Raw genomic sequence first — 26,987 nt, forward strand, 5'->3', positions numbered from 1 at the left:
GTCATGAACCCGAGTACCCTGGATGGCCTGGAGGCCTCCAATACTGCCGATGCGCTCGCAGCAGCGTCGTTTGGCGAAAATGGCCCAGGCATCGTGCTGCGCGATTTCCTGGCGGCGAACTACGCCCGCCTGCACCGCCGATTGCTGCGCAATCTCGGTTGCGCGGACCTGGCCAGCGATTGCCTGCACGACGCCTGGCTGCGGCTGGCGGATGCCAGCACCCCGGTATACGTGCAAAACCCGAACGCCTATGTCTACCGGGTGGCGTGCAACGTGGCGATGGACCAGCTGCGCGGCAAGCGGTCGTCGCAGTACGACGACGAGGCGGCGGTCGAATACTTGACGGATCCGGCCCCCGGTCCGGACCTGATTGCGCTGGTCCGCTCGGACCTGGCCGCGGTCGAGCGCGCGATGCAGCGCATGCCGTACCGACACCGTTCCGTGCTGCTCGCCCTGAGAATAGAAGAAAAAACGCGCCAGGAGGTGGCAGACGAGTATCAGGTTTCCCTGACCAATGTCGATACGATGCTGCGCCAGGCCCTGGATCATTGCGCCCGTGAAACCGGACAGCCCGTGCTCGGGGGCATCAGCCAGCCCCGGCGGGGTTTCTCGCGCCACTGGCAGACCAAGGTGCTCGCCGCCGAGTCCACTGCGCTGGCGTGGCAACTCCCAGCTACCGACCTGTTCCGTTTTGTTCAACAAATCAAGCCCGTTGGCGAAATCCCTCGCATGACGCGGCTTGATCACCGCCAGAGGAGCAGCGGCAATAGCCAGTAACGCAGCGGCTTCAAAGGTGTTATCACAATGGTTCTGTCGCCTTGTTGATCGGTGGGTGAAATTTTCCCGGCATGGCACTTGAGCTCTCACACTGGACGGACCTGGCCTGCCAGCGCACAAAGTGGTCGGCGAACGACGTCATCACTGTGCGAACCATTGCGAACCGACCTTCGCCGATCATGTGCATGAGTTTCACGCAAGCAACTATGCGCTTCCAGCGTTAACAAGCAGGCGCTCTGCTGCTGCTTCGGTCAGCTATGCCATCCTTCGCCGGCAGCGATAGCCAGGGAAAGCCTGCTTTTGCTAGGTCGCGGCAGGAGTCTCTGCAGGGCAGGGGAGATAGACAGGCCAGGCCAGATCTCGTTGGTGGATCAGGCAGTTACGAGATCGCACGCCAAGCGCCTGGCAGCATACCCAGGCCGCAACACGATCCATCGGTTTTTCATCGTCCGAGAACCATGGATCAGAAGAGTCTAAGCTACGGGTGGCGATTCAACTGGGCGAATCTCAAACTGGCCCGCCAGACCTACAACGCGCGCCCCGGGACGGTATACAGCAAACCACCTCTTCGTGCAGGTGTCGATGGCTGGTACCGGTGGCGCCGAAGCAGGCGCTGCAGCCGATCCCGTCGGCGGCTTACTTCCTGGCGCGGTGGCGCGAGATATTCAAGACTTGATCCTGCCGAGGGGAGCGCTTGCTGCGACAGGGCGCGCATGCCAAGCGTTTGTGCGGCGTGAGCCGGTCTCAGGCTGTGTGTGGGAGGGAGGCAAGAATGGCTGCCGAACGATTGAACGATTGAACGATTGAACGGATAGAACGCAAAACGGCGGTACGCCATTGCAGGCATACCGCCGGCCTCATGCCAAACTGCCGCGATGGCGGTCAGGCATTGCGGCGCACAGCTAGTTTAAGGGATGATGGGCGCATTTTTCGGGTCCACGGCCAGCACGGTGGTGCCTGCCACGACGCCCTTGCTGTCCAGCCATTGCACCGCGCCCAGATAGCGTTTGCCGGCGTCGAGACCGGACCAGCTCAGGCCCACGGTCGCTTTGCCTGCGGGATAGACCTGGCCCGGAGCGCCCGCTTTCAGGTTGCCGCCGACGTCGCCGCGCTTGACGATGGCCTGGGACAGGGAAAGGTTCGTGGAGACGCCATTGGCAATTTTGTAGCCAACCAGGCAAACGTTGTAGCTGCCCGGCGCTGGATTGCTGATCGTCAGGCTTTCATTGCTGCTCGATCTACCGCTGTAACCTTGGCGTACGCCATTGCTGTCCAGAATGAGCATGTCGATGTCATCGCCTTTGCCGGTGCCAGTATCGCGGTCAAACGTTTCAAAGCGTACCGCGGCCGTGCCGGTGCTGACGACAAACGGCACCAGCAAGGTACCTGCGCTTTTGGCGACGCATGCCTCTACATTGCTGACTACGGTCGCCAAGTCGGCCTGAATTCCCTGGGTGAGCGTCAGCGGAATGCGTTTGACTTCGCTGAACCCGGCAATGGCTGCCGTCATGGGGCCGCTGATGGCGCTGGTCACGCCCAGCAGGCGCGTAGCCGCGGGTTTGTCCGAGCTGATCAAGGGCGGCACTTCCAGCAACTGTGAGCGTGCCACCAAGGGGCTGCGTACCTTGTGTTGGCCATCGCTCCATTCCAGTGCGCCGAATTGCCAGGTATTGGTTGGCGTGCTGGTACGCGTCAGGGTCACGTCGAAGGACTTGCTTTCGCCAGGCTGAAGGCTCAGGCTGGCCGGTACGATGAGCACATCGTAGCCGTTCAGCGACGCGCTGGCGACATACGTTGCCGCAGCGGTAGCCACATTGGTTACCGTGCGCTTGACGGTTTGCCGAATGTACACATTGCTCACGGAAATCGACGGCAGGTTCAGGTTCAGGCCTGCCTTGTCGACTGCTGTGCAACCCTTGCCGATACCCATTTCACAGACATATTTCTGGTAGTCGGCTGGCGTTATGTCGTATACCAGACCAGGATCGGACGCCAGGTTTGGAACGACGTGACCTGCGCCTTGGCCGAAAGGCAAGATGCCGCGCGCATCGCGCTCCTGGATATCGGCATGCGTGGCGCTGGCCGTGGTTATCAGCGCCGATTTGATGGCGGCAGGAGACCAGCTAGGGTATTGCTGGCGCAGCAGGGCGGCCAGACCGGCCACATGGGGACTGGACATGGAGGTGCCTTGCAAGAATTGCCAGCTGGCTGGCGGTACGATGGTGCCGGCAACGATGGACGCATGCTCGGCTTTCGTCATGCCTGGCGTGTAGCCCGCCAGTACATTGACGCCCGGAGCGGTGAGATCGGGTTTGAGCACATTACCGTCGTACCTGTTGGGTCCGCGCGAGGAAAAATCGGCGACGACGGGGGAGGCCGACGGGTTTTTGCCGAAGCTGGCCGCCGAGAGGGCGGCAGCCGCGTTGGCGGTGCCGGCATAAGTACGGATCAGTGCGCCGTCCGCAGCAGTCATGTGCACCGTAGGGACGGCGTGTATTTCCGCGACCAAGCCGGCACCATTGTCAACCATCACCATGCCCACGCCGCCGGCTTCCCGAACGGCATAACTCTTGTCCACGCGGGCATTCGCCCCGCGTGCGCATACGACAACCTTGCCTGCCGCCTTGGCCGGATCGAGCAGGGCTACCCCGGCATTTTCCGTGCTGCTGTAGCAACGCGCCAGCTTGACGGCGTCGGCACCGGCCAGGCCTGCATCTTCCGCGCGGATCAGCGTTTTCTGGGGCAGTGCGGCGACATTGCCTGAGGCACCCTGATATTGTTTGCCATCGGCCAATAGCACGCTGGCCGTGCCCTGACCCCGATCATGCGTCGATGCCGCCACCGTGATCAACCATGGGCTGACATGCGCGACTTCATTGGACGGCCCACTGTTGCCGCCCGAAGCGGCAACAAACACGCCTGCGCTGGCCGCACGCAAGAAGGCCAGCTCCACAACGTCATCGATTTTTTCGCCACCGCTGATCGAGAAGTTAAGTACATTCACGCCGTCGATGATGGCTTGCTCGACTGCAGCCACAGAGTCGGCTCCATAGCATGTATTTTTGCCTGCAACAGCTGCCGTTGGATACGTCCAGCATACCTTGTAGGTGGATATCCGCGCGCGCGGCGCCATGCCCGAGATATTGATAAGGCCGCTGCCCGCCAGGCTATTGCCAGCCGCAGTAGTGGCGGTATGAGTGCCGTGGCCCCCTTTGCCAACGGGGTCACCCAGCGAATCCCGGGGTGAGCGGAAGTCACTCCAGTGCATGACAGGGTAGTTCGCCCTGAAGGTACTGTCGAAATAGCGTGCACCTATCAGTTTATTATTGCAGTGGTCGGCTGTAAATCCGTCTCCCGTCTGGCATATGCCTTTCCAGCTGGCTGGCGGCGCGCCGTAGGCGAGCGTAGCGCCTGGGTCAAAGGTCGGTGCGCCACTGGCGTCGATGCGGTCGGCAAAGGCAGGATTTTCCGGCCAGACGCCGCTATCGATAATGCCAACCACGATGTCCTCGCCCGCGTGCGCGCGCCCGCCCAGCTTGCTCCATAAACCATCGGGTTGGTCCAGCCCCAGAAATGTGGGTGTGCTAACCGTTTGCGCCGCTTGTGCCACATCGGCCTTGATGCTGGCGACATCGTCGCTGGCTTTCAATTGCAGCACTTCGCTATCCGTCAGCATGGCGGCAAAGCCGTTCAGCACGGCCATGTATTGATGTTGGACAGGCGCGTCGGCCACGATGGCTAGAACGGCCTGGAGTTTTCCTTCCAAGTAACTGGCATATTGCTGGGCATTGCTGCTGTTGATATCCAGGCGCTCGCCGGGAGCTGGCTTGGTGGCGGGTAAGCCATCGATGCCACCGGTATAGGTGGCCAGTGGTTCCGCTTTCAATTGCACGATGTATGAGCGACGTACGTCATCTCCGTCAGAAGGGGCGGCGTTGACGCTGGATATGCTGCAAAGCAGCACGGCGATGGCAAGGCAGATAGGGCGTAATTGCATGGTTTATCCTCGGTGTATGGATTGAATCAGGCGCGGCGACGTGCGACGGCAGCGATGCCTGCCAGGCCCAGCAAGAGCATCGTGTAGGTCGATGCTTCCGGTACGGCGCTGATGCTGAAGTTAAGATTGTCGAGGGCAAACTGTCCCTGATTGTTGCCAAGGCCGTTGCACGCGCCGCTTGAATCGCAACTGAGGGTAAACATTTGCATGCCACTGAAGCTGAGTGCGCTCATGGCGCTATTGAAACTGTATTGCTTAAAAGATAGCCCATTCTTGCCGGGGCCGGCCAGGTCGAACGTTTGCGACAGAGACAGGCCATTGCCATAGAAACCCTGCACGACCAGGCGCCCGGCCAGCACAGGAAGACTGCCGCCGCTGCCAATAAAGCTGGCGTCGAAGTTCTGTACCTTGAATGTACTGCCGCCTTGTAAGCCATGAATACCGAGTATGCCGTCGTTCAAACTGCCATAGTAATTACCGGCGTTGCCCGCAGGGCAGCTGAGAGCGCTGCAAAACCCGCTGTCGCTGCCGTCGATGACGGCGCCTACCAGCGCTCCACTGGCGCCATTGAAGTCGGAACCGCTGAGCCGCAAGCCACGCTGTTCGATGCTGCTGCCGCTGAAAATCAGGTCATTGCCGAGTCCTTCGAAATCAATTACATCGGCGTGTACGACGGGAGCCAGGGTAGTAAGCGAGCAAAACACGGCGCCGGCCAGACTTTTGTAAAGTGGGGAGCCGGCATCGATGTCAGGCAAAGTAAATCGGTAGGCAGAGTGATTCATGTTCATCCCTATGGTGATAGTTTTTGATGGTTAGCGCGCGCCGGATGGGTGCGAATAACATGTCGTCCAGCAAATGTTGGACTTGGTAAACTATATCCATAATGATATTTAAGTGTGTTTTTTTTAATGGTTGGTGCGAAAAAGAAAACACGTCATTACTTGCATGTTAGCAATTATCATTCTTGCAGTAACCAATAGTAGATAAAAAATAAATGTAAGTTGTAGAAAAAAAACGACATTTTTTTTGCGTTCGGGTATTTCGTACAAGATGTGTGCGACAAGGCACGATAGATGGAGCGGGAGTCGTGGCGAAAACCAGCTATTTCGAGGAGTGGCGGGATTTTTTTGCATTTTGAAGCCATTTAATTACTAAAAAAGTCAAATTTATTTTTGAATAATTTTTCAACGCTAATTTGAAAATCATGGCACATGGGGAAATAAAATCTCAAATTCATCATCATATTTTGACTAATAGTTGTATTTCCATGTTTGAAAGAGTCCGCCGTGATATCCCCGGCAGGTTGTGGTCAAGCCCACCTGTTTGCGCTGGCAAAGGCCTGTGATCTGGTTTGATGTGTGCGGGGGAGGGGGCGCATCCCTGTCAGTGGGGGCCATGGCTGCGTTGGACACGCTGAATGGGCGCTTCGGACGCCGTGCCCCCGCGATATGCAGGCCAGGTCTGGTGTCGGGTAAGGTTGTCCGCGAACGCAGGCCACGGTATGGAGCGCAGCTTGGAGTCGCGCGTCGGTCTGCATGGATTGATCAGTGCCTGGCGAAGGGGGCAACTGGAGGGGCAGCCTTGCATGGTTGTAATGCCAGCAGCCAGGCAGGCAGAAGCTGCTCAGCGGACCGTACACGATTTCCCCGTCGATGCCCGGCTTGCCACGCGCTGCGACTCATCGATCCGCACGATGAGCGGCAGCCGGAGGCTGCGCTGCCATAGTTGAACTGTAGCGGGCCGCCCCGGTGCTGGCAATTGGCGGGCGTGCCGTAGCGGGCGGGGGGGGGGGAACTGGCGATGCCGGTCATATCGGCATGCTCGCGCGAGCGCGGCCCACTGCATGAGAACAAGGTCAAAAGTGCGAGAATTCTCTACGAAATCAAATGCTTAGATTAAAGCCGACACGTGAGGTGATCGGCTTTTTTGTGCCTGTGTAATTAGCCTGTGTAGTTTATTTTGGGCCTTGCACCAGCGCCGAGAGTTTACTCGAGCGCATGGAAAACATTCGGCAAGCTTAGCCGACGTCAAATCAGGTCGGCATACGCCCATTTCCTTCAAACGCTTGTGCCTTGACGCTTAGGGATCGCAAGGTCGGCGACGATCTGCCCCAAAGTCATGCCAATCCCTGTAGTCTTTTCCATGGGCGCAAGTTGCCTGGATCGCCTTTGGTGAAATCGTCTTGGTTCAGATCGAACGACCATGAGGCAGGATCGGCAGCGGTTGGCCGATGGCGATATTGTCACAGGTCCGACGTTGCGTTCCCATCGGGAATGACTAGTACAAAATCGTAGCCCTGAATCATGCCTTGGACACTGCTGTTTCCATTCGCCAGGGTGTTAGCCGAGCCTAACAAGGGGCGCACGTCGAACAATGACCATTCCTTATGCCCATTCGCCGCGGCAAAGAAGGGCATTACGCCAGCCATGGAGGACTTGGTATCGATTTTTTCGATTTCTGTTATGGCCGACGCGCGCCCAATGCCAGCAAATTGCGCCTGCTGGCCTTTGGATGCCAGCACCAACACATGCAGCGATTTTTGTCCGCGGCCTTCCGCATATTCAGCCAAATAATTGCCGATCTCCCGGCTACCCGCAGCAAGCGAGTTATAACCCCGGAATACATGAACTGCGCCGGCTTTCAGCAACATTCGCTGCGCAGGCGCAAGCGTCAAATGGCTGGCCACAAGCTGCTTCATTAGCCTGGCACGCTGTATATTGGACGAATACCCTTGTCCCGGAGTCATGTTTTTGAGATAAATGCTGCGGCTTTCAAGCAACGAATTTAACATCGTCAAGGCGGGCATTTCCGCAGGTGTCGTGAGCAGCTTCTGTAGCGCGACCAATTCTTCTTCCTTGATTTTCATCATGAAAAGCTCACGCGGGTCGCCGTTCTGCAACGCTCGGCTATAGTAGTCGCTTTCAAGCTTGCGGAAGGCCTCGATTTTTGATTTCGCCAAGGGACTGAGCGGTTGCCCAGCCATTTGGTCGAGCAAATATTTCGAAGCGCCCATGAGTTCCTGATCCATTCCTACTAATTGGAACGATGGCCCAGCAGCTTTAGCGATACGGGCCAAGAATTGCGCCTCAGCTTGCCATTTGTAAAAAGCAGTAGCGACCGGATATGCCGTATTAAATGCTGCTATGCCAGCAACGCCAGTATCGGACTTCAATGTCTTTGCCAAAGCATCAGCAACGGCCGGCCCATTTTCGATAATCAGCGTCGTAAATCCCCGACTTGCCAATGCTTCAAAATACGCCGCCGAAAAATGCGCAATTTCTGCGACGCCATGGTCCTCGCCGATGAGTACGAATTGGCTGTCCAGACCGGCGTCCATCAATGTTGCCGCGCCAGAACCCACCATCTTTCCATGATCGATTGCGATCGTCGTGCGAACGGCAGCCAAGCGCTCTGGCAAAGATAGTGGCTTATCCGCCGACAATACAGGCATGGCCAAGCTGGCCAACATGATAAACATAATCATGGAATGAGGTTTTCGCATTATTTTTCGCATAAATTGTGTTCTGGTCGGCGATTTCAGTCGCGGTGTATTTGGAAGCACGATGTAAAGCCGCCAGCGCAGGATGTCCTGTTTGTCTGGTAAGCAATCGCGATCGCGCTCAATCAGTATGCCATGTGAAATGAGGGTAGGCTGGCCTTGAAGGATGCTTCCTTTTATAAATTTTATGTATTGGCGGGAAGGAGAAATGCGGCAATCCTACGATAAATCATGTGACGCCACAACTATCCTGACACAGGAGGGTATTAATAATTTTATGTAAATGGTCATGCGCGGGACACGGCCGCGATCAAGGAGACACAATGGCCGGAACGGCGCTGCACGGCCTGTCCATCATTTTTCGCGCTGGGTTCAAGTACAGGAAGGCCGGAATCATGCTGATGGACCTGCAGCCGGAGACGCGGCGCCAAAGCGTCCTGTTTGATGCGGGCCCGATGGTGCACGGTCGGTACGCGCCATGGCCGCGAACGGTAGCAGTGTATCCATCCTGCCGTTGGGGCAAGTCGGGCGCTGCGCGAGGGTGTCAGACAGCCAGCGTGCTGGATCGAGTCCGTTGAGCTTGGCAATGGCAAACAGGCTCTGGATCGCGGCGCACGGCGGCCCGACCGCTCGGCGTCCACCACCAAGCAGTTTCTCTTGCCGATGGCGATGGGGCGTATCGCGCTCTCGACAGGGTTGTTGTCGATGGGCAGGCTGTCCGAACTGGCGTAGCGCTGCAGCGCCGGCCGATGCTCGAAGGCATGCTCGATAGCCTGGTCGTGCGGCTGCCGGCGGCGCCAGCCGTGGCGGTACCGTTCGCCAGCGTGCCGATTGCCGTTTTAGCCAGTATTTACTTGAACATACAGGCGCCTTGTTGCACAATCAGCCATTTTCCTGGTGAGAGATGCGCGATGAGTGACTTGAAAGCGGCCAGCGCCCTGACGATGGCAGGTGTGACGGCCAGCGAGATCGAGGGCGATAAAACGCCGCAGCGAGCCAGTGCCGCGCCCCTTGCGAACTGCGCCAACTGCCAGGCGCCGCTGGGCGGCGCGTTTTGCCAGGACTGCGGCCAGTCGGCCCACATCCACCATTCGCTGCTGCACCTGGCCGAAGAAGTCGTGCACGGCATCCTGCACTTCGACGCCAAGGCCTGGAAGACGCTCCCGCTGCTGGTGGCCTTTCCGGGCCGCCTGACGCGCCGCTACATCGACGGCCAGCGCAAGAACTATGTGTCGCCGCTAGCGCTGTTCCTGTTCATGGTCTTCCTGACCTTCTTCGTCACCTCGTTCGGCAACGGCCAGCTTCTCAGCCGCGACGCCAATATCGCCTCGCTGACCAACCACGCCGCGTCTGCCAAGCTCCGGGTCGAGCGCAATGAGCGGGCGCTGGATGAGGCCCGCAAGGCCAATACCGGGGTCGCTGGTGTTGAAAAAGCGCTGGCCGTTTCGCGCAAGCTGCAACACGAAGCCGAGCAACGCCTGTTGTACGTCGTATCGCCAGAAAAAGCGAACGGCGAGGAGGCGATTGCACTGAGAGAACCCGGCTGGTTCGACAAGACTGTCTCCAAGATCGCGTCCAGCCCGCCCAATCCCAACGCCAATTTTCCGGAGTTGGAAAAAACCTTTCGTCATGCCGCCGAAAATCCCGAGTTGGCGTTTTACAAGCTCAAAAACACGATCTACAAGTTCTCGTTCCTGCTGATCCCGATCTCGCTGCCCTTCATGTGGCTGATGTTTTTCTGGAGACGCGACGTAACCATGTACGAGCATGCGGTGTTCGTGCTGTACTCGCTGTGCTTCATGTCCCTGTTGTTTACCGTGTTGATACCGCTATCGATACTCAACCAGGGCTGGCTGATCGGATTGCTGGTGTGCCTGGCGCCGCCCCTGCACATGTTTCTGCAGCTACGCGGCACCTATAACCTGGGCAAATGGGGCGCGCTGTGGCGCACTTGCATGCTGCTGCTGGTAGCCAACATCGTGTTTTGCGTGTTCATCGTGCTGGTGTTGATGAAGAGCCTGCACTAGCGTCGCAAAGTGGGGCCATGAAGTGGTCGGGACCCATCTGTTTGGGTATCTGCCACTCAGCCGTGGCGGACGGGCACTCTAGAATTGATGAAGTTCTACATTTTGGCCACCGACCAATACTACGAAGCAGCTTGCGGGCCGTCGGAAGCATCGATTTTCTGGCGTGATGCGGACCTGCCTGCGCCGTGCAGGAAGGCGCGGTCTGCGAAGTCTGAAATAAGGGGGCGGCGGGGGGGGGGGGGGGGGGGGGGGGGGGGGGGGGCGGCGCGGTTGGCAATGCCAACCGCGCCGCCAGCTATTAATGCGACAACACCGAATCGCGCGATCTGTGTCCGAGGTAAGGCAGCAAGCTGATGAGGCCAAGCACGGCCAGTGCGACACCGACCCACAGTGGGGAGCGCAAGCCGTAGCCGGCGGCGATGCCGAGGCCGCCGAGCCACGAGCCGGCGCCCAGGCCGATGTTGATGACGGAGGTATGCACGGTGTTGACCAGCGGGCCTGGATGGACGGTTTTCATCACGCGGGCGATGATGGCGGGATTCATCGACATCCCGACCAGGCCTGTGACGACCAGCAAGGCGACGCTGATGGTCTTGTCGTGTGCAAAGACCGCGAATAGCGCCAGGCTGATGCTCAGGATGACCATGCCCCAGACCATGATGATGGTGGTATAGCGGTCCGCATAACGGCCGACTACGGCATTGCCCACCACGTTGGCGACGCCGTAGATGCCCAGCAGCCAGGGGATGGCGGACGCGGGAAAGCCGGTAATTTCCGTCAGGATGGTGGCGAAGTAGCTGAAGGCCGCGAAGATTGCGCCAATGATGAGGCCGCTGCTGGCATACGCTGCCCACAGGTGGCGGTTCCTGAATTCCCCCAGTTCATTGCCGAGGCTCACGACTTCAGATGGCTTGGTGCGCGGCACCAGCACGGTGATGAGCGCCAGGCACAATACCGCCAGCAGCACCACCAGCCAGAAGCTGGCGCGCCATCCCAGGTGCTGGTCGATGAGCGTGGCGACCGGCACCCCCAGCACGGACGCCAGCATGAGGCCGCCGATCACGACGGCGGCGGCGCGCCCGCGCGCGTTGGCGCTGACGATGTCGGCGCAGATCGCCAGCGACAGGCCAAAGCAGGTCGAGGCGGCTACGCCCGTGACCACCCGTGCGATGGCCAGGATGTCGTAGCTGGTGGCCGATGCGGCGACGGATTGGGCAAGGGCATAAAAACCCAGCAGCCACAGCAGCCCCTTTTTATTCGGCACGCGCAGCTTGAGCAGGGCAATGGTGCTCAGCGGCCCGCCGATGACCATGCCCATGGCGTAGAGCGAAATCAGATAGCCGATCCGTGTCACCGGTTCATCCATGGCCAGGGCCAGCGAGGGCATCATGCCCGCTACCATGAATTCGGATGTCGTCAACGAGAAGATCGTCAAGCCCAGAATGTATACAACCAACGGCATAGCAATATCCTTCGAGAGTAAAGACTAAAACACTTGCCAGGCGTGGCGCGCGCCCTGGCCGCATGCGACCGGGGCGAGCGCCACGTGCTGGTCAGGTGTCGCAAGACGTAAAAACGCTGTCCGGAATGTCGCCGACAAACAGGTTGGGAAAGTCGCGTACCGACAGGTGCTGCGGGTCGTTGCCGGTGACCATGCGCAGCAGGCGGTTGCCTCCGGCCTCCAGGTAGAAGACCGATGAGGCCTTGCCCGCCCGCTCGACTACCCAGGCGTCCGCCTCCTGGCCCAGCACGGTGTGGCGGCCATCGTGGCGCGCCGCGCCGTCAAGCAGGATCGCTTGCGGCAGGAACAGGCCATGGAACGGTGTCACCTCATCGGCCAGCGCCGTGCCGTGCAGCTGTTCGCCAGCGGCCTCGGCTTGCCTTGTGTATGCCACTTTCTGCTTGCGGCTTTTTTCACGCCTGGCGTCGCCGATTTCCGACATCCACAGCAGGTGTCCATGTTCCTTTTCCGACCAGGGGTTGAACAGGCCATCGATGCGGCAGATGTTGCGCGCATAGTCGAACCAGCAATAGCCGGACGTGATCTGGTCGTCTGCCTGCATCGGCGTCCAGTAGGATATATAAGCGCTACTCCATTGCATCGGCAGCAGCGGCGGGGCGAGGTGGGTTGGCATGGCGACTCCCTAGCGGCCCAGCGCGTAGCCGAGGCTGGCCATCAGCGCTTCTTGTAGCGACGGCAAGTCCTTGCGGCGGGCGTCGAAGCTGGCGGTCAGCTCTGCATTGCTCAGTCCGATACGCTGGCCCACGCTTTCAAACCACAGGCGGCTGCTGTTGGCGTGCTCCTTGAACAGTTGCACCAAGGGCACTGCACGGGCGTTGAAGCTGTCCAGGGCAGCCGCCGCGTCGGCTTCGGTATCGAGGGTTTTGACCAGCAGCAGTGCCGCCACCACCGCCATGGTGGTGCCATGGCCGATGGAAAAATGCCCCGATTGCAGCGCATCGCCGAGCAGGACGAACTTGCCGTCGCGGGCCCGGTCGTGGCTGAGGGTCATGAAGTTGCGCCAGCCCTGGCCCGGTTGGCTGAGCAGCCCGTGCTCACCCAGTTCGGCCTCGAAGGTTTTGGCGATATACGCGGCGGCGTCGCGCTCGGAAAGCGCCTCCAGCTGCGCCCTGGCGTACGTTTCTTCACTGCATTCGACGATAAAGGTGCTCATCGTGTCCGAGTATTTATAGGCATGGCCGATGAAAATGCCTTGGTCATTGCTGCGGAACACCAGGTTCATCTGGTCGAACAGCTGGGTGGTGCCGTACCAGATGTATTTGTTGCGGCCGAAATCGATGTGCGGCGCCAGCGCTGGCGGCAAATCCAGCGATTTGTAATTGACGCCATTCGAGACCACCACCAGATCGTACTCGGCTTCCAGCTGCGCCTTGGCCGCCGGCGGCGTTTCATAGCGGATCGTGATGCCGGCTGCTACGCACTTGGCGCGCAGCGCCTGCACCAGGGCCTGCCGTCCGACGCCGCACAGGGTGACGCCGGTGCTCATCAGGTTGGGCTGGTCGTGATGCACGAGCTTGAATTCTTCGAGGAACTGCGGATTGAGCCGTTCCGGTTGCTCCAGGTAAGAGAGTGGATTGGCGGGATGGCGCGGCGGCCGTCCCGGTAGCACCACACCCCAGCCCAGCACTTCTTCCTGGGTGTTTTTTTCCGTAATGCGGATATTCCAGCCGGGCTGGGCCTGTTTCATCTGGCTGGCGAAGAGCAGTCCTGCGGGGCCGGCGCCGATAACGAGAATGTTCATTAGTTTACCCTCCCAAGTTTGTACCAAACGTTTTGCTTTTTCTGGATTTGCTGCAATTCATCGTAAGGTATCGATGTAAAGAACAATTTATCCGCCATGTCGGGTGGATAAATACGGGGGAATTTCTGGTGCATGTAGCGGTTGTAGCGCGTCTGCAGGAAGAAAATCAGGTTGGGGTTGCTCAGCGCTTCGTAGTTGGCGATCGCCATATCCTGCATGGCGTCCGCCTGTACCTTGCGCAGGTGCGTGAACTCGGACAGGGTGGGGGCCAGGGCATTGCCGTGCTTTTCCAGCAAGGTGGCGAAGATATGCGTGTCCTCCAGCGCCATGTTCATGCCCTGTCCGAGGAAGGGAGCGGTGGCGTGCGCCGCATCGCCGATCAGCAAGACATTGCCCTTGTAATGGAAGGTGCTCGAGCGGACATTGATGAGGTCGTTGCTGGGCAGGGCGATAAACTGGTCCACCATCTCTTGCCGGCTGGCCGCCGGCAGCTTGTCGTAATAGCGGTCGAAGAAGGCCGCCATGGTTTCCCGGTTCAGCGTGTTCAGGCTGGGCGTGCCGGAGTAGGGCAGGCAAATGACGAAGCTGACGCTGCCATCTGGGATGGTGGCCGCGCGGCCGGCAAACTGGCCCTTGGACGCCATGCCGAAGAAATACAGCAAATCTTTCCTGAAACCCAGGCCCTCCGCATTCGGCAACACGAGGGTCTTGTAGCCATGGCGGAAGAAGCTTTGCTTGAATTCAAAGCGCCGCATGCCGCTTTGCATGGCGCGACGCACGGCGGAATGGGCGCCGTCGGCACCGATGATCAGGTCGCCATGCAGGTGCTGCAGGGCGCCGTCCGGGCCCTGGACCAGCACGACTTTTCTTTCCAGGTCGACATCCAGGCATTTATGCTCGAAGTAGTATTTCACTTCGTGCCTGGCGGCGTAGGTGTTCAACAGGCGCTGAAATGCGGACCTGTCCAGCGACAGCGGAAACAAGCCTTCGCGCTGGGGCAGTTCGCGCACCTTGAATGTGCGGCCGACGGAAAACGCCATGCCCAGGATGCGTTCGCCGCACAGCTCGAGCTCCTGCCGGCTGATGCCGGCCGCCAGCACCGCCTTGACGCCGCGCACGGTCATGGTGACGCCGATGGCGCGCGAGTTGACCGGATCGGCGTTGGCGGACGCTTTCTGCAGCGGATCGCCGCGTTTTTCGACGACGTGGACATCGTGTCCCCGTTGCGCCAGATAAATGGCGCTGAGGCTACCTGCCAGGCCTCCGCCGACGATAATGATTTTATGCATTTCAGGCCTCTCTTGACATCTTTCCCCGAGATAAATCGGTAAGTTGCTGATTAAAAAACTCCAACATTTCTATCGGCGCCATGCCGATGACATCGCTTTCCAGGCTGCGGGCGTACTGCGCCAGCGCCAGGCACTTTTGCGCCAGCATGTCGCAGCCCAGGCTGTAGTCGCTGCTGACCCGGCTGCTGACGGGCTCGGGTACGGGCGGTCCTGCTTGGCGGCCGGGCACGCCGGACGGCATGTTCATCAGGGCCGCCGACAGCGGACGCAACAGGCCGGTCATGATGTCGATGGACGCATTCATCAGGCGCGAGCGGCGCAGGCTGCCCAGCGGCTGCTGCGCAAAATGGTGCGCCATCATCAGGAAGGTCAGTTCGTAGCAGCCTTGGTACAGCTGCATCAGCGCGCGCGCCTTTTGATCGGTCACCACGGTGCAGTCCGCGCGCGCTTCCAGCACGGGATTCTTCAGCGCCGGCAGCGCCGGTTCGAACGGCTTGTCGCGGGACGAAAACTTGCCGGCGATGGCGCGCAGCCGCTGGAAGTGCGAAGAGGCGAAATGCGGCGAATCGACGGCCACGCCTTCCCCCTGTTCGGTGACGAAGTCGATGGCGAACAGCGCGCTGTCGCGGTCCGATACTTCCAGCTGGTAGCCGGGATAGGCGCGGTTGGTCAGTTCTTTCAGGAACAGGTGGTGTTCGCCGCCGCGCTTGCCGCCGCCGCTCTCGAACAGTCCGGGCAGCTCGGCCACGGCCTGGCGGATCGCGATATAGAAGGTGGCAATCGATTTGCCCGGCGTGGGAATGTAGTCGGGCCATTCGAACCGCACGAAGCGGGCCAGCACGTGCTCGGAAAATGGCTCGAACGCAAATTCCGTGTCCAGGCCGAAACGCCGGCGCGCCTGCTGGCCCAGCACCGGGGTGCCGCTGTAGAACGGTTCGCCAAGCGCCATCAGCACATTGTTCACCAATAAGTAGTGAATCATTTCTTCATGGGCGATTTCCAGCAGCGCGCCGCGCGTACCGCTGTTGCGGCGCCGGTCTTCGGCGCCGCAAGCCAGCTCCAGCTCGGCCGGTTGCCAGCGACCGGACTGCACCAGCGCTTCCCCCTGCGCATAGTTGGGAATGGAATAGGCGGCATACAGGTACTGCAGCATGAGCGACAGCTCCAGGTCGATGGCTTTTTTCAGCTCTTCGATCAACTCGGCCTTGCAGCCGATGACGTGCGGCACCGCTGGCGCCGGCACCGCCGCCTTGGCCGCCGCCTCGACCTGCGTCAGGTATTTCAGGAACAGGCGCGACTTTGGCAGCGACAGTTCGCGGGTGCTGGGCATGTAATAGCTCTTGTCGCGGTTCTGCGGATCGCACATCTGCCACATCAGGCGCGAATACGTTTCGCACTTGCACTGGTCTGCCAGGCTGAAGACCTTGTCCGACATGAAGGGATACACGAGCTCGTAGTAGCTCATCACATGCCGGTAGAGGAAGGCATAGTCGACCTGTTCCGCCGGTACCTCATCGAGGTGCCAGTCGTCGGGCAGCACGCGCACGCCGAGGTACTGCGTGCCCTTGCCGGTCCCCAGCACGACGCGGGTCGCGCCAGGCCGGCGGCCCGTCAGGGTCAGCGTCGTGTAGCCAAGCCCGAGCGGCGACGGCTGCTGGCGCACGGCCAGCAGCGCGCCATCCTCGGGTTCCGCCGCCAGGGCCGCAGGCGCCGCCAGCTCGCCGCGGAAGCGGCTTTGCAGCATGATCGTCTGCGGAAATTCCTCGTGCTTTTTTCCGTTGGGCGCTTCCAGATACAGCTGGTTGCTGTCCGATTGCAGCACCCAGTCGGCCTCGTCCCACTGCGCCTGCGCGCTGCCCAGGCTGAGCGAACCCGGGGCGGTGCCAGCGTGCTGCAGCGGCACATCGAAGACGCCGTGATGGCGCCAGTGGTCGCGGTACAGCGGTTCGGGAATGCGGGCCAGCAAGGTGCCGGCGTCGTCATGCAGCAGCAGATCGCCGAGCCCCTGCTTGCCGCCCAGCGCATGCGTGGGATGCTGTTCCGAGACGGCGCCCGTGTCGCGCGTGGTGAAGGGAATGGCGGTCGGCATGTTGAACGAGACGCGGTCCGCATGCACCTTCACCAGCACCGGCCCCAGGCTGCCCTGGCGCGGCTGCAGCAGCCGGCCGGCCGGGTAGGTAGCCAGCTCGCCGCGCCGCCACAGGCCGATGCTGCCGGCCAGGTCGTAGAACACGGGCGAATCGGGTTTTTGCGGCGTCGACATATTGAAGAGGGCATACTGCACCGTCAGGCCCAGCACCTCGTCGTCGTCCAGGGCTTGCCGCAAGGCGAGCATGCTGGCCGGCAGCGGCAGGTCCGCATTGAACAGGAAATGCGGATCCTGCTTGGCCACGGAAAACTGGAACAGCCTGGAGCGGCCGATTTCCTCGTCGAGGAAATGCCCGCTGCGTTCCGTGATATGCCCGCTGCCGAGCCAGCGCACCGAGTGCGCCTGCGCGATGTCGGCGGTAAACAGCGTGGGCGTGTTGGGCGTGGCCAGCCTGTCGCTCAAGGTGAACTGGCCCGCGTAGATCAGCGTCGTGTCCGGCTGGGCGGGATTGTTGTCGATCCACCTGGCGCGGTTGAACGTCGTGCGCAGGTACTCATTGTAGTGTCCCCACAGGCCCAGCTTGGCGCCCACCAGTGCATCCTGCGTATCGACCTCGCCATCGCGCAACTGGACGCCCGTGATCCGCGCGTTTTCCCACGAGAAATGATTGTTGCCGCAGAAATTGTAGCCCGCCGCCAGGCTGAAGATGCCCTCCGGATCGGGCTTGCCCGCCGCATTGAAGCGGGGGGCAAGCTGTTTCAGGTGCGCATGGAATTCGGCTGGCGGCCGGCTCAGGTCGACCGCTTCGCCCGCCATCGATACCGCATTCGTGGCGATATCGATGTTGCCGTGCGTATTGCGATTCCCGGTCGGTACATTGGCGCGGGCAAAACCCCGAAAATGCAGGCGGGGGAAGTCAAGTAGGCTCATGCGCGCTCGGTCGAGGAAGTGATGAACGTATCGTTGGCGGCTTCTTCTGCCGTCCGCTGATCTAGCCGTTGCAGCAACAGGCCGCTCGCGTGCCGGGCGCTGATCAGGCTGCCTTCCATCCAGCCGCAATGCGCGGTGTAGGCATCCGAGCAGGAGATGATGCCGTCCTGGTGCAGCAGGATGGCCGGGTGCTCGGCCTCCGGCTCCACGCAAAACTCGACGCCATGCGGCCAGAACTTGTGGAAATGCGCCTTGATCTGCGGCAACGGCTGGCCATCGAGCGGCAGGACTTCTTCCAGGTGGCCGCGGACACGCTCCAGGTACACGTCCTCGCCCAGTTCCAGGCTGTCGCGCCAGTAGGTGGCGCTTTTGCTGTCGGTGTAGAACAGCACATACTTGTTGCTCTTGAAGTAGATCTTGCGCAAGGGATTTGCCGCCATCAGCACCTTGTCCGTCAGCCCCAGCGCGTCCCACCAGGCCGTGTCGAACGTGAGGAAGCCCTTGAACAGGGGCAGCGAGTCGTACTGGAACGGACTCCATGCGGTCGGGAAATCCAGGTTCAGGCGTGGCATGGCGGATGGCGGGATGGCCATCACCAGATGGCGTGTCCGGTGCATCTGCGTGTCGCCATTATGGCTGAAGGCGAGCACATGGTCGGCGCCGGATTTTTCAACGGACAGCAAGCGATGTTCGAGCTGGAATTCCACCCCGGCGGCCTGGGCTTGGTGTTGCAACTGGCACAGCAATTCGTGGTAGCCGTCGGTGGCATAGTGCCACTGGTTGGCGGCGTTCTCCGTAAAGTGCTGCGTTTCCGGGTGTTTCTTGATGATGTCGTAGGCCATGGCCGCCGACACCATCGGCAGCAGCAGGGCGTCATAGCCGGTCGCCTTGATGATGTGGTTGGCCTTGGCGGCGCCCAGGTAATGGCTGACGAAATCAAGGAAGGAGTCGTTCGGATGGTCTTTCAGCATCGGGCTCAGCTCATCCAGCGTTGCCTTCAGTTCTTCCAGCACGCTATCGTGGGAGATGACCTCGGTGAACGGGTAGACCGCATGCGGCAAGCCGCTGCCCTGCATGAGCTGCTGGAAGTGCGGATGCAGCTGCGGCGAGTAGCGGGCGGCGCCGAGTTCGGCGATTTCCTTGCCATCGATCTTACGCGACTGGATGCGGCCGCCGACCGTGGCATTCAGGTCGAATACCCGGATGCGCAGATTCCTGCTGGCGGCGGCGTCGATCAGGTGGTTGGCGCAAGTCAAGCCTCCGATACCGGCGCCAACGATGCAAATGTCAGAATAAGTGCTCATAAGAAATTCCTTTCTACGTTCATTAATCAAAAGCCGCAAAATTGCTGGCAAAAGTTTTCCCAGCGCGTGTAGGCAAGGAAGGGGGAACGCTGCGTGTCACCGCACTGGGCGGGTGTTATCGGCTGGGGAATGAAGCGCCTGGCGAGAACTGGCGTTGTTTCTGAAATGGTCGTTTCTTGGCAGCAGAGTTTCTGTTTCAAATCAAAGATGGCACCGACAGTAGCCCAGGCATCGGGCAGTCAATTTGATAAATATCAATGTAGTTGTCGTTTGGCCTGCGCCGCTTCCTGGCGCGTCGATGCATGCGGGCCGGCGGCGGCGCCCATGTGCCGAATCGATACGGCTGCCGGTGGCGCCAGCGTCACGGCGCGCCGGGCGAGGAGGGGAAGCGGATTTGCAGCGGCAGTGCGCCGGGCAGTGCAGGAGTGCTGGGAAGGGGGAATGGGTGCGGGATCTCCAGCCGCTGCCATGCCGTGAGTTCCGCCGTGTGCCGATGGAGACAGGGCCGGCAGCGGGGCGTGTCGCCATCGGCGGTGGCTTGATCTACATCTTGCTTTTTACATTGCTGCTGGCGCGCGGTGCATGCCGGCAGTCGACGGCGCTCGCTTCTTCAGCCATCTTCCGGCCGGGCGATGCCGGTGCCCGTCAAAAAAACCGATGCATGAGAGTCGCACGGTGCGGTGCGCCGATTGCAGGAGCGTTCCATGCGCCGCCGCGCCCGCCCGGCAATGGCGTTCAAGTGCGTTGATCGGCCCGTCGCGCGAGGTGCCTGCCTTGCTGAAGGAGGGCGACAAATTGCCAGCTTTTTGTCATGCCGTCGAAAAGCGCCCGTGCCCGCCCTGAAATCGGCAGGCCGGCACGGTAGTCGTCCTGGGTGTCCTGTTTTTAGCGTGCGATCCAGACTCCGCGGATTTCTTGCAGGGCGTTGCAATCGGCATTGTCCTGCGTATAGCGAACCACCACATCCTTTTGTGTGCTGATAGCCGTCAAAAAGAGAGCGTAAATGGGTTTGAAGTCCGGGCTTGTTTGCGCAATTTTTCCCTGGCCACCTCCTTGAAATACCACCCATAACAGGCCGTCGCCCACATACATGTTTCTCGGTGATAGATTGCACTCGGTCACGGCAGCTGCCGGCAAGGGGGCGAGGGTCAATGCCATGCCGGCGGCAAGGACATAAGCCAGCTTGGCGAGAATGTTCTTTGTGCTTTTTTTGTTTGTTGTGAGCTTTTGAATGTTCATCAATGATTTTTGATTGTGTATTGGAGTGGAGCGATTATCGTCGCCAGCTGTGAACCGATTTGTTTTATTTGCGATTTTATCATGCTTATGATGCAAGTATTCTTGGCATGTCCGAACCGGTATTCCTTGTCGTTGCTGTATGAACGGTGCGACATGGCGAGCATGTCTGCAGGGTATGACGGTGCAAACAGACTGCTTTGGGCGGGCGTGCAGGAATCTTATCGGCTTGCATGGTGGTCGGGAAATGGCAATCGTGTCTCTGTCCGTGTATTTCAGAAGGCCGTCGCGTCGGCGCGGCGGTTACCGCAAGCCCGGCATGCGGGGGACCTGAAATTTGCATGCCCGTTTCCCTCCTTTTGGCAATTCGCCTGGAATTGTCGCAAGCACTTAATATCAGCAGATATAGAATCAATAATTTTGTTTTTTTGAAAAAGTCAATTACAAAAATCAGAAAATATCGGCAGGCGATAGTTTTTTATGCTGCAATGACTGACGCTGCCAGATGCCATGCCGGCTGTCGTTATTTGGGTTGTGAAATGTTAATTTTTCCTGCATACTTTCAATGTGGTGGGAAAAAGACATCACTCTCTTTGCTGGGGCACCTGTCGATATCGTTATGCGAGTCTTTGCACATATCTGATGCGGTAGTGCGCCATATTTTCTCAAGATTGTCTGATTTGCGGGCTTGCATGTGGCTGCTGTTTCTGTTTGCCTGATTTGGCAGGCTATTGATATGCGCTGTCATGTAGGGGGTGGAAACCGGATTCTAAATATAATTAATGCAGTTCGAACTCAAAACTTTCCGCCAGGGCCAAGGTGTCTCTTCTTTAGTCTTGCGTGCGAGTAGTTTTTCGGACGCACGTCAGCAGGCTGAGGTTCTTGGCCATCAGGTCATTTCCGTGCGCCGGCAGATACGCTGGAATTTTTCGCGCCGGACGGCCCAATCCTTTTCAGTGCCATTATTTAGCCAGGAGCTGCTTTCCTTGCTGGAGGCAGGCCTTAGTTTGATCGAGATTATCGATCTTCTCGAACGCAAGTCTCGCCACGAAGCATCCAAAAAAGTTCTTCGCACGCTATTCTCCGCACTGCATCAGGGCTATTCTTTTTCACGCGCCCTGGAAGAGTTGCCTGAGGTTTTTTCTCCCCTCTATATCGCGACGATTCGCACTTCGGAACAGACGGGTGATTTGATTGAGTCCCTGCGCCGATACCTGACCTACAACCAACAGCTTAATATTGTGCGCGATAAGATCGTCGCCGCCTCTGTATACCCCGCATTGCTGATTAGCGTAGGCGCCTTGGTCGTCTTGTTTTTGCTCGGTTATGTCGTTCCGCGGTTTAGCCGTGTGTATGAAGACCTGGGACGCGACTTGCCATGGATGTCCCAGTTGCTAATGCATTGGGGAAAATTTGTTGGCGACTATGGTTGGTGGCTGGCCGCCGGAGTATTGGCGACATTTGTAGCTCTCGTGGCGGCTTTCATGCGGCCTGGCACGCGTGCGGGCATTGAGCGTCGCTTGTGGAACATTCCGGCCGTCGGTGAAAAGATGCGTTTATATCAGCTGGCGCGGTTTACCCGTACCTTGGCGATGCTGGTGAATGGCGGGATTCCCTTCGTCACGGCCCTGGAAATGGTCAGCGGCCTATTGCACCAGCCCGGCCTTCGGCATGGCTTGGTGCAGGCGGCTCAGTTGATACGCGAGGGACGTTCGGTTTCCGATGCATTCTCCGTGCATGGCCTGGCCAGCGAGGTTGGCGTCCGCCTGCTGGCGGTCGGCGAGCGATCGGGCAACCTGGGACGCGCGATGGAGCGCGTGTCAGGCCTTTATGAAGATGAATTGGCACGCTGGATAGATTGGTTTGGCCGTTTATTTGAACCCTTATTGATGATAGGTATCGGCCTGATTATTGGCCTGATTGTGATTTTGATGTATATGCCAATTTTTGAACTTGCGAGCAGTATTCAATGACGTCTTCCGCCCATGCTGCTTCCCCGCCCGTGATTCCAACTGCCATGCTTGCCGAGTGCCGCGATATTTCGGCCAATGGCGGTGGCACGCTGCTCGATTTGCTGGAGGAACGGTTGCAATTGCCGTCAGAGCAATTCATGCAGTGTTTGCAGAATACATTGCATTATCCCGTCCTGGTATCGGAGGACTTCCATCGCCTTAGCCCCGAGTTTGACGTGCTGCCGTTTACGGAGGCACTGCAGCAAGCCTGTTTTTTAGCCCGCGATGGGGCTGTACTGGTTTGCGTGCTTGCCGATCCATTCAATTTGTCGCTACAGACATCGATCGAAGCCCGCTGCAGGGAACCGATTTCGTGGTATCTCGCGCACCGGGCCGATCTCAAGGCATTCTTTGCCTTTCATGAAAATACGCTGCGGGCCATAGACGATACCCTGCATACGGCTTCCGATGAAACCTCGGTACCGATCATGCTGGAGGATCTGTCGCTGAGTTCTATTGCCGGCGATACCAATCCTGTCATTAAATTGGTTAATTCGACCATTTATGACGCGCTGAAAACGGGAGCCAGCGACATCCATCTCGAAATTACCCGCGCAGGTCTGCATGTCAAGTATCGCATCGATGGCGTGCTGGCCAGCATCGCCAATTTCCAGGGACTGGAAATGGCCGAACAGGTGGTGTCGAGAATCAAGGTGATGGCGGAGCTGGATATTGCCGAACGGCGCATTCCGCAAGATGGCCGATTCAAGCTGTCTGTGCGAGGGCACGAAATTGATTATCGTGTTTCCATCATGCCCAGCCTGATCAGCGAAGATGTGGTCATCCGTATCCTGGACAAGCGCAATCTGACGGATCAGATCCAGGGGCTGCGTCTGGATTTGCTGGGGTTTAATCCGGCCACGCTTTTGCAAATACGCCGTCTTGCGCGCGAACCGTACGGCATGCTGCTGGTGACGGGCCCTACCGGCAGTGGCAAGACCACCACCATGTATGCGGCCTTGTCTGAAATTAATAATGGCCAGGACAAGATCATCACCATCGAGGATCCTGTCGAATATCAGTTGCCCGGCGTCTTGCAGATTCCGGTGAATGAAAAAAAAGGCTTGGGATTCGCCCGCGGCCTGCGTTCCATTTTGCGCCATGACCCCGACAAGATATTGGTCGGCGAGATACGCGACCCCGAAACCGCACAAATCGCCATTCAGTCGGCCCTCACCGGGCATTTGGTTTTTACCAGCGTCCACGCGAATAACGTGTTCGATGTATTGGGCCGTTTCCTCCACATGGGGGTCGATACCTACAGTTTTGTTTCTGCTTTGAATGGCATCCTGGCGCAGCGCCTGGTGCGTTTGATATGCCCCAAATGTACCGTGCCCTATCAGCCCTCCCTGGAAGAACTGGAACTGTCGGGCATTGATGGCGCTGACGCCTCTGCCATGCATTTCTGCAAAGGGCAGGGTTGCGGTCACTGCCGCGGCACCGGTTATCAGGGGCGGCACGCCATAGGCGAGGTATTGATGCTGAATGACGAATTACGCGAATTGATCATATCCCGCGCTCCTATCCGCACGATCAAGGAAGTCGCGCGCGCAAAAGGCACGCGTTTCCTGCGCGATTCGGCGATCGAGTTATTGGCACAAGGCAGGACTACGCTGGAGGAGATCAACCGTGTCACTTTTGTTGCGTAATAAATTGCGCGTTGTCCTCTGTCGCGATCAATTATCGTTGACCGTCACGGCCCGCGGCTGGCGCCAGCCAGCGGCCGACCCCATCGTCTTAAGCTGCAAGGCGGCCGATGGTGCTGCGGAATGGGCGCCGGCGCTGGCGGCGCTGGACAGCTGGCTGGCTGGGAACAAGATGGCTGCGACAGTGGAGTTTATCTTGTCGGACAGGCTGGTGCGCTACGCCCTGATGCCGTGGTCCGCAGAGATAACGAGTGAGGCGGAGCGTCGTGCCATGGCGCAGATTCATTTTCAATCGCTGTATGGCGCAACAGCGGGAGCATGGGAAATTCAGATGTCACAGGCTGGCTATGAGCAGGCACGCCTTGCGTGTGCCATCGACCCGCAGTTATTGCATGCACTGCGCGCCCTTGTTTCCACGCACAAGTTGCGCCTGGCGTCGTTGCGCCCCTATTTGATGAATGTTGTTAAGCAATGGCGCAAGCAAATGGCAGGCGATGCCTTGCTCGCTGTGATGGAATCGGATCAATGCACGATGGCAGGTTTTAAGAATGGCGGCTGGTGCAGCGTCCGTGGTGTCCGCCTGCAAACGCACGCCGCTACAGATATGGGCTTGCTCATCGAGCGTGAGCTCGTGTTGCAGGGCCTCGAGGGCGCAACAGTCTATTTGCATGCGCCAGGTCTCGCGCCAGCCGTTCAATTGCGCGGCGGCGGCGCCGTCGTGGTGCTGGCGAATGTGGCCGGCGGCGTAGCGCAGGCTCCTTCCATGGTGATGTCGACATGCGCAATGTGATGATGCGGAAGCTGGACCTGGATTTTGTACGCCAGACGCGTCCATTGAAAACACTGGGCGTGGTGCTGTTCTTGTTTGCCGTGTCAGGCATGGCGCTGGTGACGCACGCATATCTTCAGCGTAAAGGCGAGTTGGATACCTTGCAGCTGCAAATGCAAAAGCTGACCCAGTTGACGCGGAAAGTGAGTGAAACAGGCCTTACTGAAAAAAAAGCGACAAAGCAGGTTCAGCTTGAACTGACGCTTGCCCAGCGCGTCATAGGCCATCTGGCAATGCCATGGGAGCCATTGTTCCAAACATTGGAATCGACCTTGGGCGAGGACGTGAGTTTGCTGAGCGTAATTCCAGATACGGAAAAAATGACCTTGAGCGTAACGGCGGAAGCCAAGAACCTGGCCGCCATGATCAGTTATCAGCAGCGCTTGGCTGGTGATCCGCTATTCCAGGATGTTTATATCGCCAGCCATCAAACGCAGCAGCAGGACTTGCAGAAGCCCGTGCGCTTCATGGTCAATGCCCGCTGGGTCGATCCCGCTCTGCATGACGCGGCACAGGCCGTGCAGGTGGTCCCATGACGGCAAAGACCCATTTCCAGCGCTATGTCTGGTGCATCAAGGAATATGCGGCGGCCCTGGCCTGGCCGGGCATGTTGGCCATCGCTATTGCTTTGACAGCGGTGCTTGTGGCAGGCGTGTTATTGCGGCCCCTATCCGGGCAGATGAGTGGCTTGCAGCAGCGTGTTGCGCAGGCCAAGGCCGCCCATGGCGGAAGATTGACGCAATTGCCTGCTGCCGACGGGGCAATTGAGCAGTTGCGACAGTATTACCAGTTCTTTCCTGCCAAGGAGACCTTGGGCGTCTGGATGGGACGCTTATATGAAACTGCCGCCGAGAATGGTATTGCCCTGGATCAAGGGCAATACCAGTTGTCTCACGATGGCAAGGGCAAACTTTGGCGTTACGAAATTGTGTTGCCTGTGCACGGCAGTTATCCGCAGGTACGGGCCTTCCTCGCGCAGGTGCTCGCCAAAATCCCTCACCTTGCGCTGCAGAGTGTTTCCTTCGAGCGCCAGAAGGTTGGCGATGCCATGGTCGAGGCGAACATCAGATTGACGCTATATCTCAGTGAAAATAATGCTTAAGAGAAAGCCTATTTTATACGCGCTGCTGGCGGCGACCATTGTTGCCGCTGTCTGGCCGGGCGCGGACGATGCTTCGGCAGTGGTGGAGCCCAGTGTGGCAGTGCGGCCCGTGAAGGTCGCCGTGGCTGCCCCGGGGGCCAGCGAGCCCAAGCCTGCGGATTTGGCTTTGTATAAGCTCGAGCGCGCATCGATGGTGGTGACCACGCAGAATCCGTTTGCGACGACTTCCTGGTTCGTGGCGCCGCCGCCACCGCCGCCACCAGCGGCCGCCGCGCCGCCACCGCCACCAACGGCGCCCGCGATGCCGTTTGTGTATGCCGGCAGATTGCAAGGGACGGGCGGACGCTGGACATACTATCTGACGCGCGGAGACCAATCGTTCGCCGTCAGCCGCGGCGAAACATTCGATACCTCGTATCGCCTGGACAGTGTCGATGACAGCAAGATGGTCATCGAATACCTGCCCTTATCCGTCAAGCAGACGCTTTCCCTGATGGGGGAGTCGTGAGGCAGGTGCAGCGCGGATTCACCATCGTGGAAATGCTGGTCACGGTGGTACTGGTATCCATTTTGGCCAGCGCGGCATTTCCCATGGCTGAACTGGCTTTCCAGCGCGACAAGGAGCAGCAGTTGCGGCGCAATCTGAGGGAGATACGCGAAGCCCTGGATGCATATAAGCAGGCAAGCGATGACGGGCGGGTGATGCGAAAGGCTGACCAGTCAGGATATCCGCCGAATTTGCAGGTCTTGCAGGATGGCGTGCCGAATGCGAAGGATCCGGATGGCGCGCCGATCTATTTCTTGCGGCGTATTCCACGCGATCCATTCTTTGAGAAAGAGGATATGCGACCGGCTGCGGCAACCTGGGGAACGCGCAGTTATGCCTCCAGCGCGGCCGAGCCGAAAGAGGGGGCGGATGTGTTTGACGTCTATTCGACGATGGAGGGCGCTGGCATCAACGGCATCGCTTATCGGGAATGGTAGGGA

21 protein-coding genes and 1 pseudogene are annotated in these 26,987 nt (G+C 59.1%); 10 read left to right on the forward strand and 12 right to left on the reverse strand.

The features are described from left to right. Window positions 1–3 precede the first annotated feature (3 nt). Window positions 4–777 carry an RNA polymerase sigma factor gene (locus tag AC1RDJ_RS05695; protein ID WP_493026853.1) on the forward strand — a complete coding sequence of 258 codons (774 nt, stop codon included), beginning with the start codon at window positions 4–6 and terminating at the stop codon, window positions 775–777. Between the two features lie 907 nt (window positions 778–1,684). Here AC1RDJ_RS05695 and AC1RDJ_RS05700 read toward each other — a convergent pair. The 5 genes and pseudogenes from AC1RDJ_RS05700 to AC1RDJ_RS05720 all read right to left on the reverse strand — a co-directional run. Next, window positions 1,685–4,774 (reverse strand): S8 family serine peptidase, encoded by a 3,090-nt coding sequence (locus AC1RDJ_RS05700; RefSeq protein ID WP_493026854.1) that lies wholly within the window; start codon window positions 4,772–4,774, stop codon window positions 1,685–1,687. A 26-nt stretch (window positions 4,775–4,800) separates the two neighbouring features. Then, window positions 4,801–5,556, reverse strand: coding sequence for an NF038120 family PEP-CTERM protein (locus tag AC1RDJ_RS05705; RefSeq protein ID WP_493026855.1), 756 nt, complete (start codon window positions 5,554–5,556; stop codon window positions 4,801–4,803). A 1,460-nt stretch (window positions 5,557–7,016) separates the two neighbouring features. Next, window positions 7,017–8,258, reverse strand: a complete 1,242-nt coding sequence (locus AC1RDJ_RS05710; RefSeq protein WP_493026856.1) for a TraB/GumN family protein — start codon at window positions 8,256–8,258, stop codon at window positions 7,017–7,019. A gap of 408 nt (window positions 8,259–8,666) precedes the next feature. Next, window positions 8,667–8,924, reverse strand: a complete 258-nt coding sequence (locus tag AC1RDJ_RS05715; RefSeq protein WP_493027146.1) for a transposase domain-containing protein — start codon at window positions 8,922–8,924, stop codon at window positions 8,667–8,669. 26 nt (window positions 8,925–8,950) lie between these two features. Next, window positions 8,951–9,043: pseudogene (locus AC1RDJ_RS05720) on the reverse strand (hypothetical protein); the annotation flags it as partial. On the opposite strand from AC1RDJ_RS05720, the gene AC1RDJ_RS05725 reads away from it, so the two are divergent. Beyond that, window positions 9,023–10,300: a DUF3667 domain-containing protein gene (locus AC1RDJ_RS05725; protein ID WP_493026857.1), complete on the forward strand. Its 1,278-nt coding sequence runs from the start codon at window positions 9,023–9,025 to the stop codon at window positions 10,298–10,300. The pseudogene AC1RDJ_RS05720 and the gene AC1RDJ_RS05725 sit on opposite strands and share 21 nt — an antisense overlap. Window positions 10,301–10,598: 298 nt before the next feature. Here the strand turns inward: AC1RDJ_RS05725 and AC1RDJ_RS05730 are convergent, their stop codons facing one another. The 7 genes from AC1RDJ_RS05730 to AC1RDJ_RS05760 all read right to left on the reverse strand — a co-directional run bounded on the left by AC1RDJ_RS05730 (window position 10,599) and on the right by AC1RDJ_RS05760 (window position 20,414). Continuing rightward, window positions 10,599–11,762: an MFS transporter gene (locus AC1RDJ_RS05730; protein ID WP_493026858.1), complete on the reverse strand. Its 1,164-nt coding sequence runs from the start codon at window positions 11,760–11,762 to the stop codon at window positions 10,599–10,601. Window positions 11,763–11,853: 91 nt separating this feature from the next. After that, window positions 11,854–12,435 (reverse strand): violacein biosynthesis enzyme VioE, encoded by a 582-nt coding sequence (vioE, locus tag AC1RDJ_RS05735; protein ID WP_493026859.1) that lies wholly within the window; start codon window positions 12,433–12,435, stop codon window positions 11,854–11,856. 9 nt (window positions 12,436–12,444) lie between these two features. Beyond that, window positions 12,445–13,563, reverse strand: coding sequence for a flavin-dependent violacein biosynthesis monooxygenase VioD (vioD, locus tag AC1RDJ_RS05740; RefSeq protein WP_493026860.1), 1,119 nt, complete (start codon window positions 13,561–13,563; stop codon window positions 12,445–12,447). Beyond that, the gene (gene vioC, locus AC1RDJ_RS05745; protein ID WP_071323339.1) at window positions 13,563–14,852 is read right to left on the reverse strand and encodes an NADP-dependent violacein biosynthesis oxygenase VioC; all 1,290 of its coding nucleotides are present in this window, start codon (window positions 14,850–14,852) and stop codon (window positions 13,563–13,565) included. The genes vioD and vioC overlap by 1 nt, the downstream gene beginning before the upstream one ends. 1 nt (window position 14,853) lies before the next feature. After that, window positions 14,854–17,871 (reverse strand): iminophenyl-pyruvate dimer synthase VioB, encoded by a 3,018-nt coding sequence (vioB, locus tag AC1RDJ_RS05750; RefSeq protein ID WP_493026862.1) that lies wholly within the window; start codon window positions 17,869–17,871, stop codon window positions 14,854–14,856. Continuing rightward, a complete protein-coding gene (gene vioA / locus AC1RDJ_RS05755; protein WP_493026863.1) occupies window positions 17,868–19,175 on the reverse strand; it encodes a flavin-dependent violacein biosynthesis tryptophan-2 monooxygenase VioA in 1,308 nt (435 codons plus the stop codon). The genes vioB and vioA overlap by 4 nt, the downstream gene beginning before the upstream one ends. Before the next feature lie 885 nt (window positions 19,176–20,060). Continuing rightward, window positions 20,061–20,414, reverse strand: coding sequence for a hypothetical protein (locus tag AC1RDJ_RS05760; RefSeq protein ID WP_493026864.1), 354 nt, complete (start codon window positions 20,412–20,414; stop codon window positions 20,061–20,063). A 338-nt stretch (window positions 20,415–20,752) separates the two neighbouring features. On the opposite strand from AC1RDJ_RS05760, the gene AC1RDJ_RS05765 reads away from it, so the two are divergent. The 8 genes from AC1RDJ_RS05765 to AC1RDJ_RS05800 all read left to right on the forward strand — a co-directional run bounded on the left by AC1RDJ_RS05765 (window position 20,753) and on the right by AC1RDJ_RS05800 (window position 26,984). Next, on the forward strand, window positions 20,753–21,130 hold the full coding sequence (locus tag AC1RDJ_RS05765; protein ID WP_493026866.1) for a hypothetical protein: 378 nt from the start codon (window positions 20,753–20,755) through the stop codon (window positions 21,128–21,130). Between the two features lie 63 nt (window positions 21,131–21,193). Beyond that, window positions 21,194–22,384, forward strand: a complete 1,191-nt coding sequence (locus AC1RDJ_RS05770; protein WP_071323343.1) for a type II secretion system F family protein — start codon at window positions 21,194–21,196, stop codon at window positions 22,382–22,384. Then, a complete protein-coding gene (locus AC1RDJ_RS05775) occupies window positions 22,381–24,072 on the forward strand; it encodes a GspE/PulE family protein (protein ID WP_493026867.1) in 1,692 nt (563 codons plus the stop codon). The genes AC1RDJ_RS05770 and AC1RDJ_RS05775 overlap by 4 nt, the downstream gene beginning before the upstream one ends. Then, window positions 24,053–24,859, forward strand: a complete 807-nt coding sequence (locus tag AC1RDJ_RS05780; RefSeq protein ID WP_493026868.1) for a hypothetical protein — start codon at window positions 24,053–24,055, stop codon at window positions 24,857–24,859. Before AC1RDJ_RS05775 ends, AC1RDJ_RS05780 begins: the two co-directional genes overlap by 20 nt. After that, on the forward strand, window positions 24,847–25,434 hold the full coding sequence (locus AC1RDJ_RS05785; RefSeq protein WP_493026869.1) for a PilN domain-containing protein: 588 nt from the start codon (window positions 24,847–24,849) through the stop codon (window positions 25,432–25,434). The genes AC1RDJ_RS05780 and AC1RDJ_RS05785 overlap by 13 nt, the downstream gene beginning before the upstream one ends. Next, entirely contained in the window at window positions 25,431–26,000 is a 570-nt protein-coding gene (locus AC1RDJ_RS05790; RefSeq protein ID WP_493026870.1) for a hypothetical protein, read from the forward strand. The genes AC1RDJ_RS05785 and AC1RDJ_RS05790 overlap by 4 nt, the downstream gene beginning before the upstream one ends. Then, the gene (locus tag AC1RDJ_RS05795; protein WP_071323348.1) at window positions 25,993–26,508 is read left to right on the forward strand and encodes a hypothetical protein; all 516 of its coding nucleotides are present in this window, start codon (window positions 25,993–25,995) and stop codon (window positions 26,506–26,508) included. The genes AC1RDJ_RS05790 and AC1RDJ_RS05795 overlap by 8 nt, the downstream gene beginning before the upstream one ends. Before the next feature lie 5 nt (window positions 26,509–26,513). Next, window positions 26,514–26,984 (forward strand): type II secretion system protein, encoded by a 471-nt coding sequence (locus tag AC1RDJ_RS05800; protein WP_354669890.1) that lies wholly within the window; start codon window positions 26,514–26,516, stop codon window positions 26,982–26,984. Window positions 26,985–26,987: the final 3 nt, after the last annotated feature.

The organism is Janthinobacterium sp. GW822-FHT07H10, from assembly GCF_058798675.1.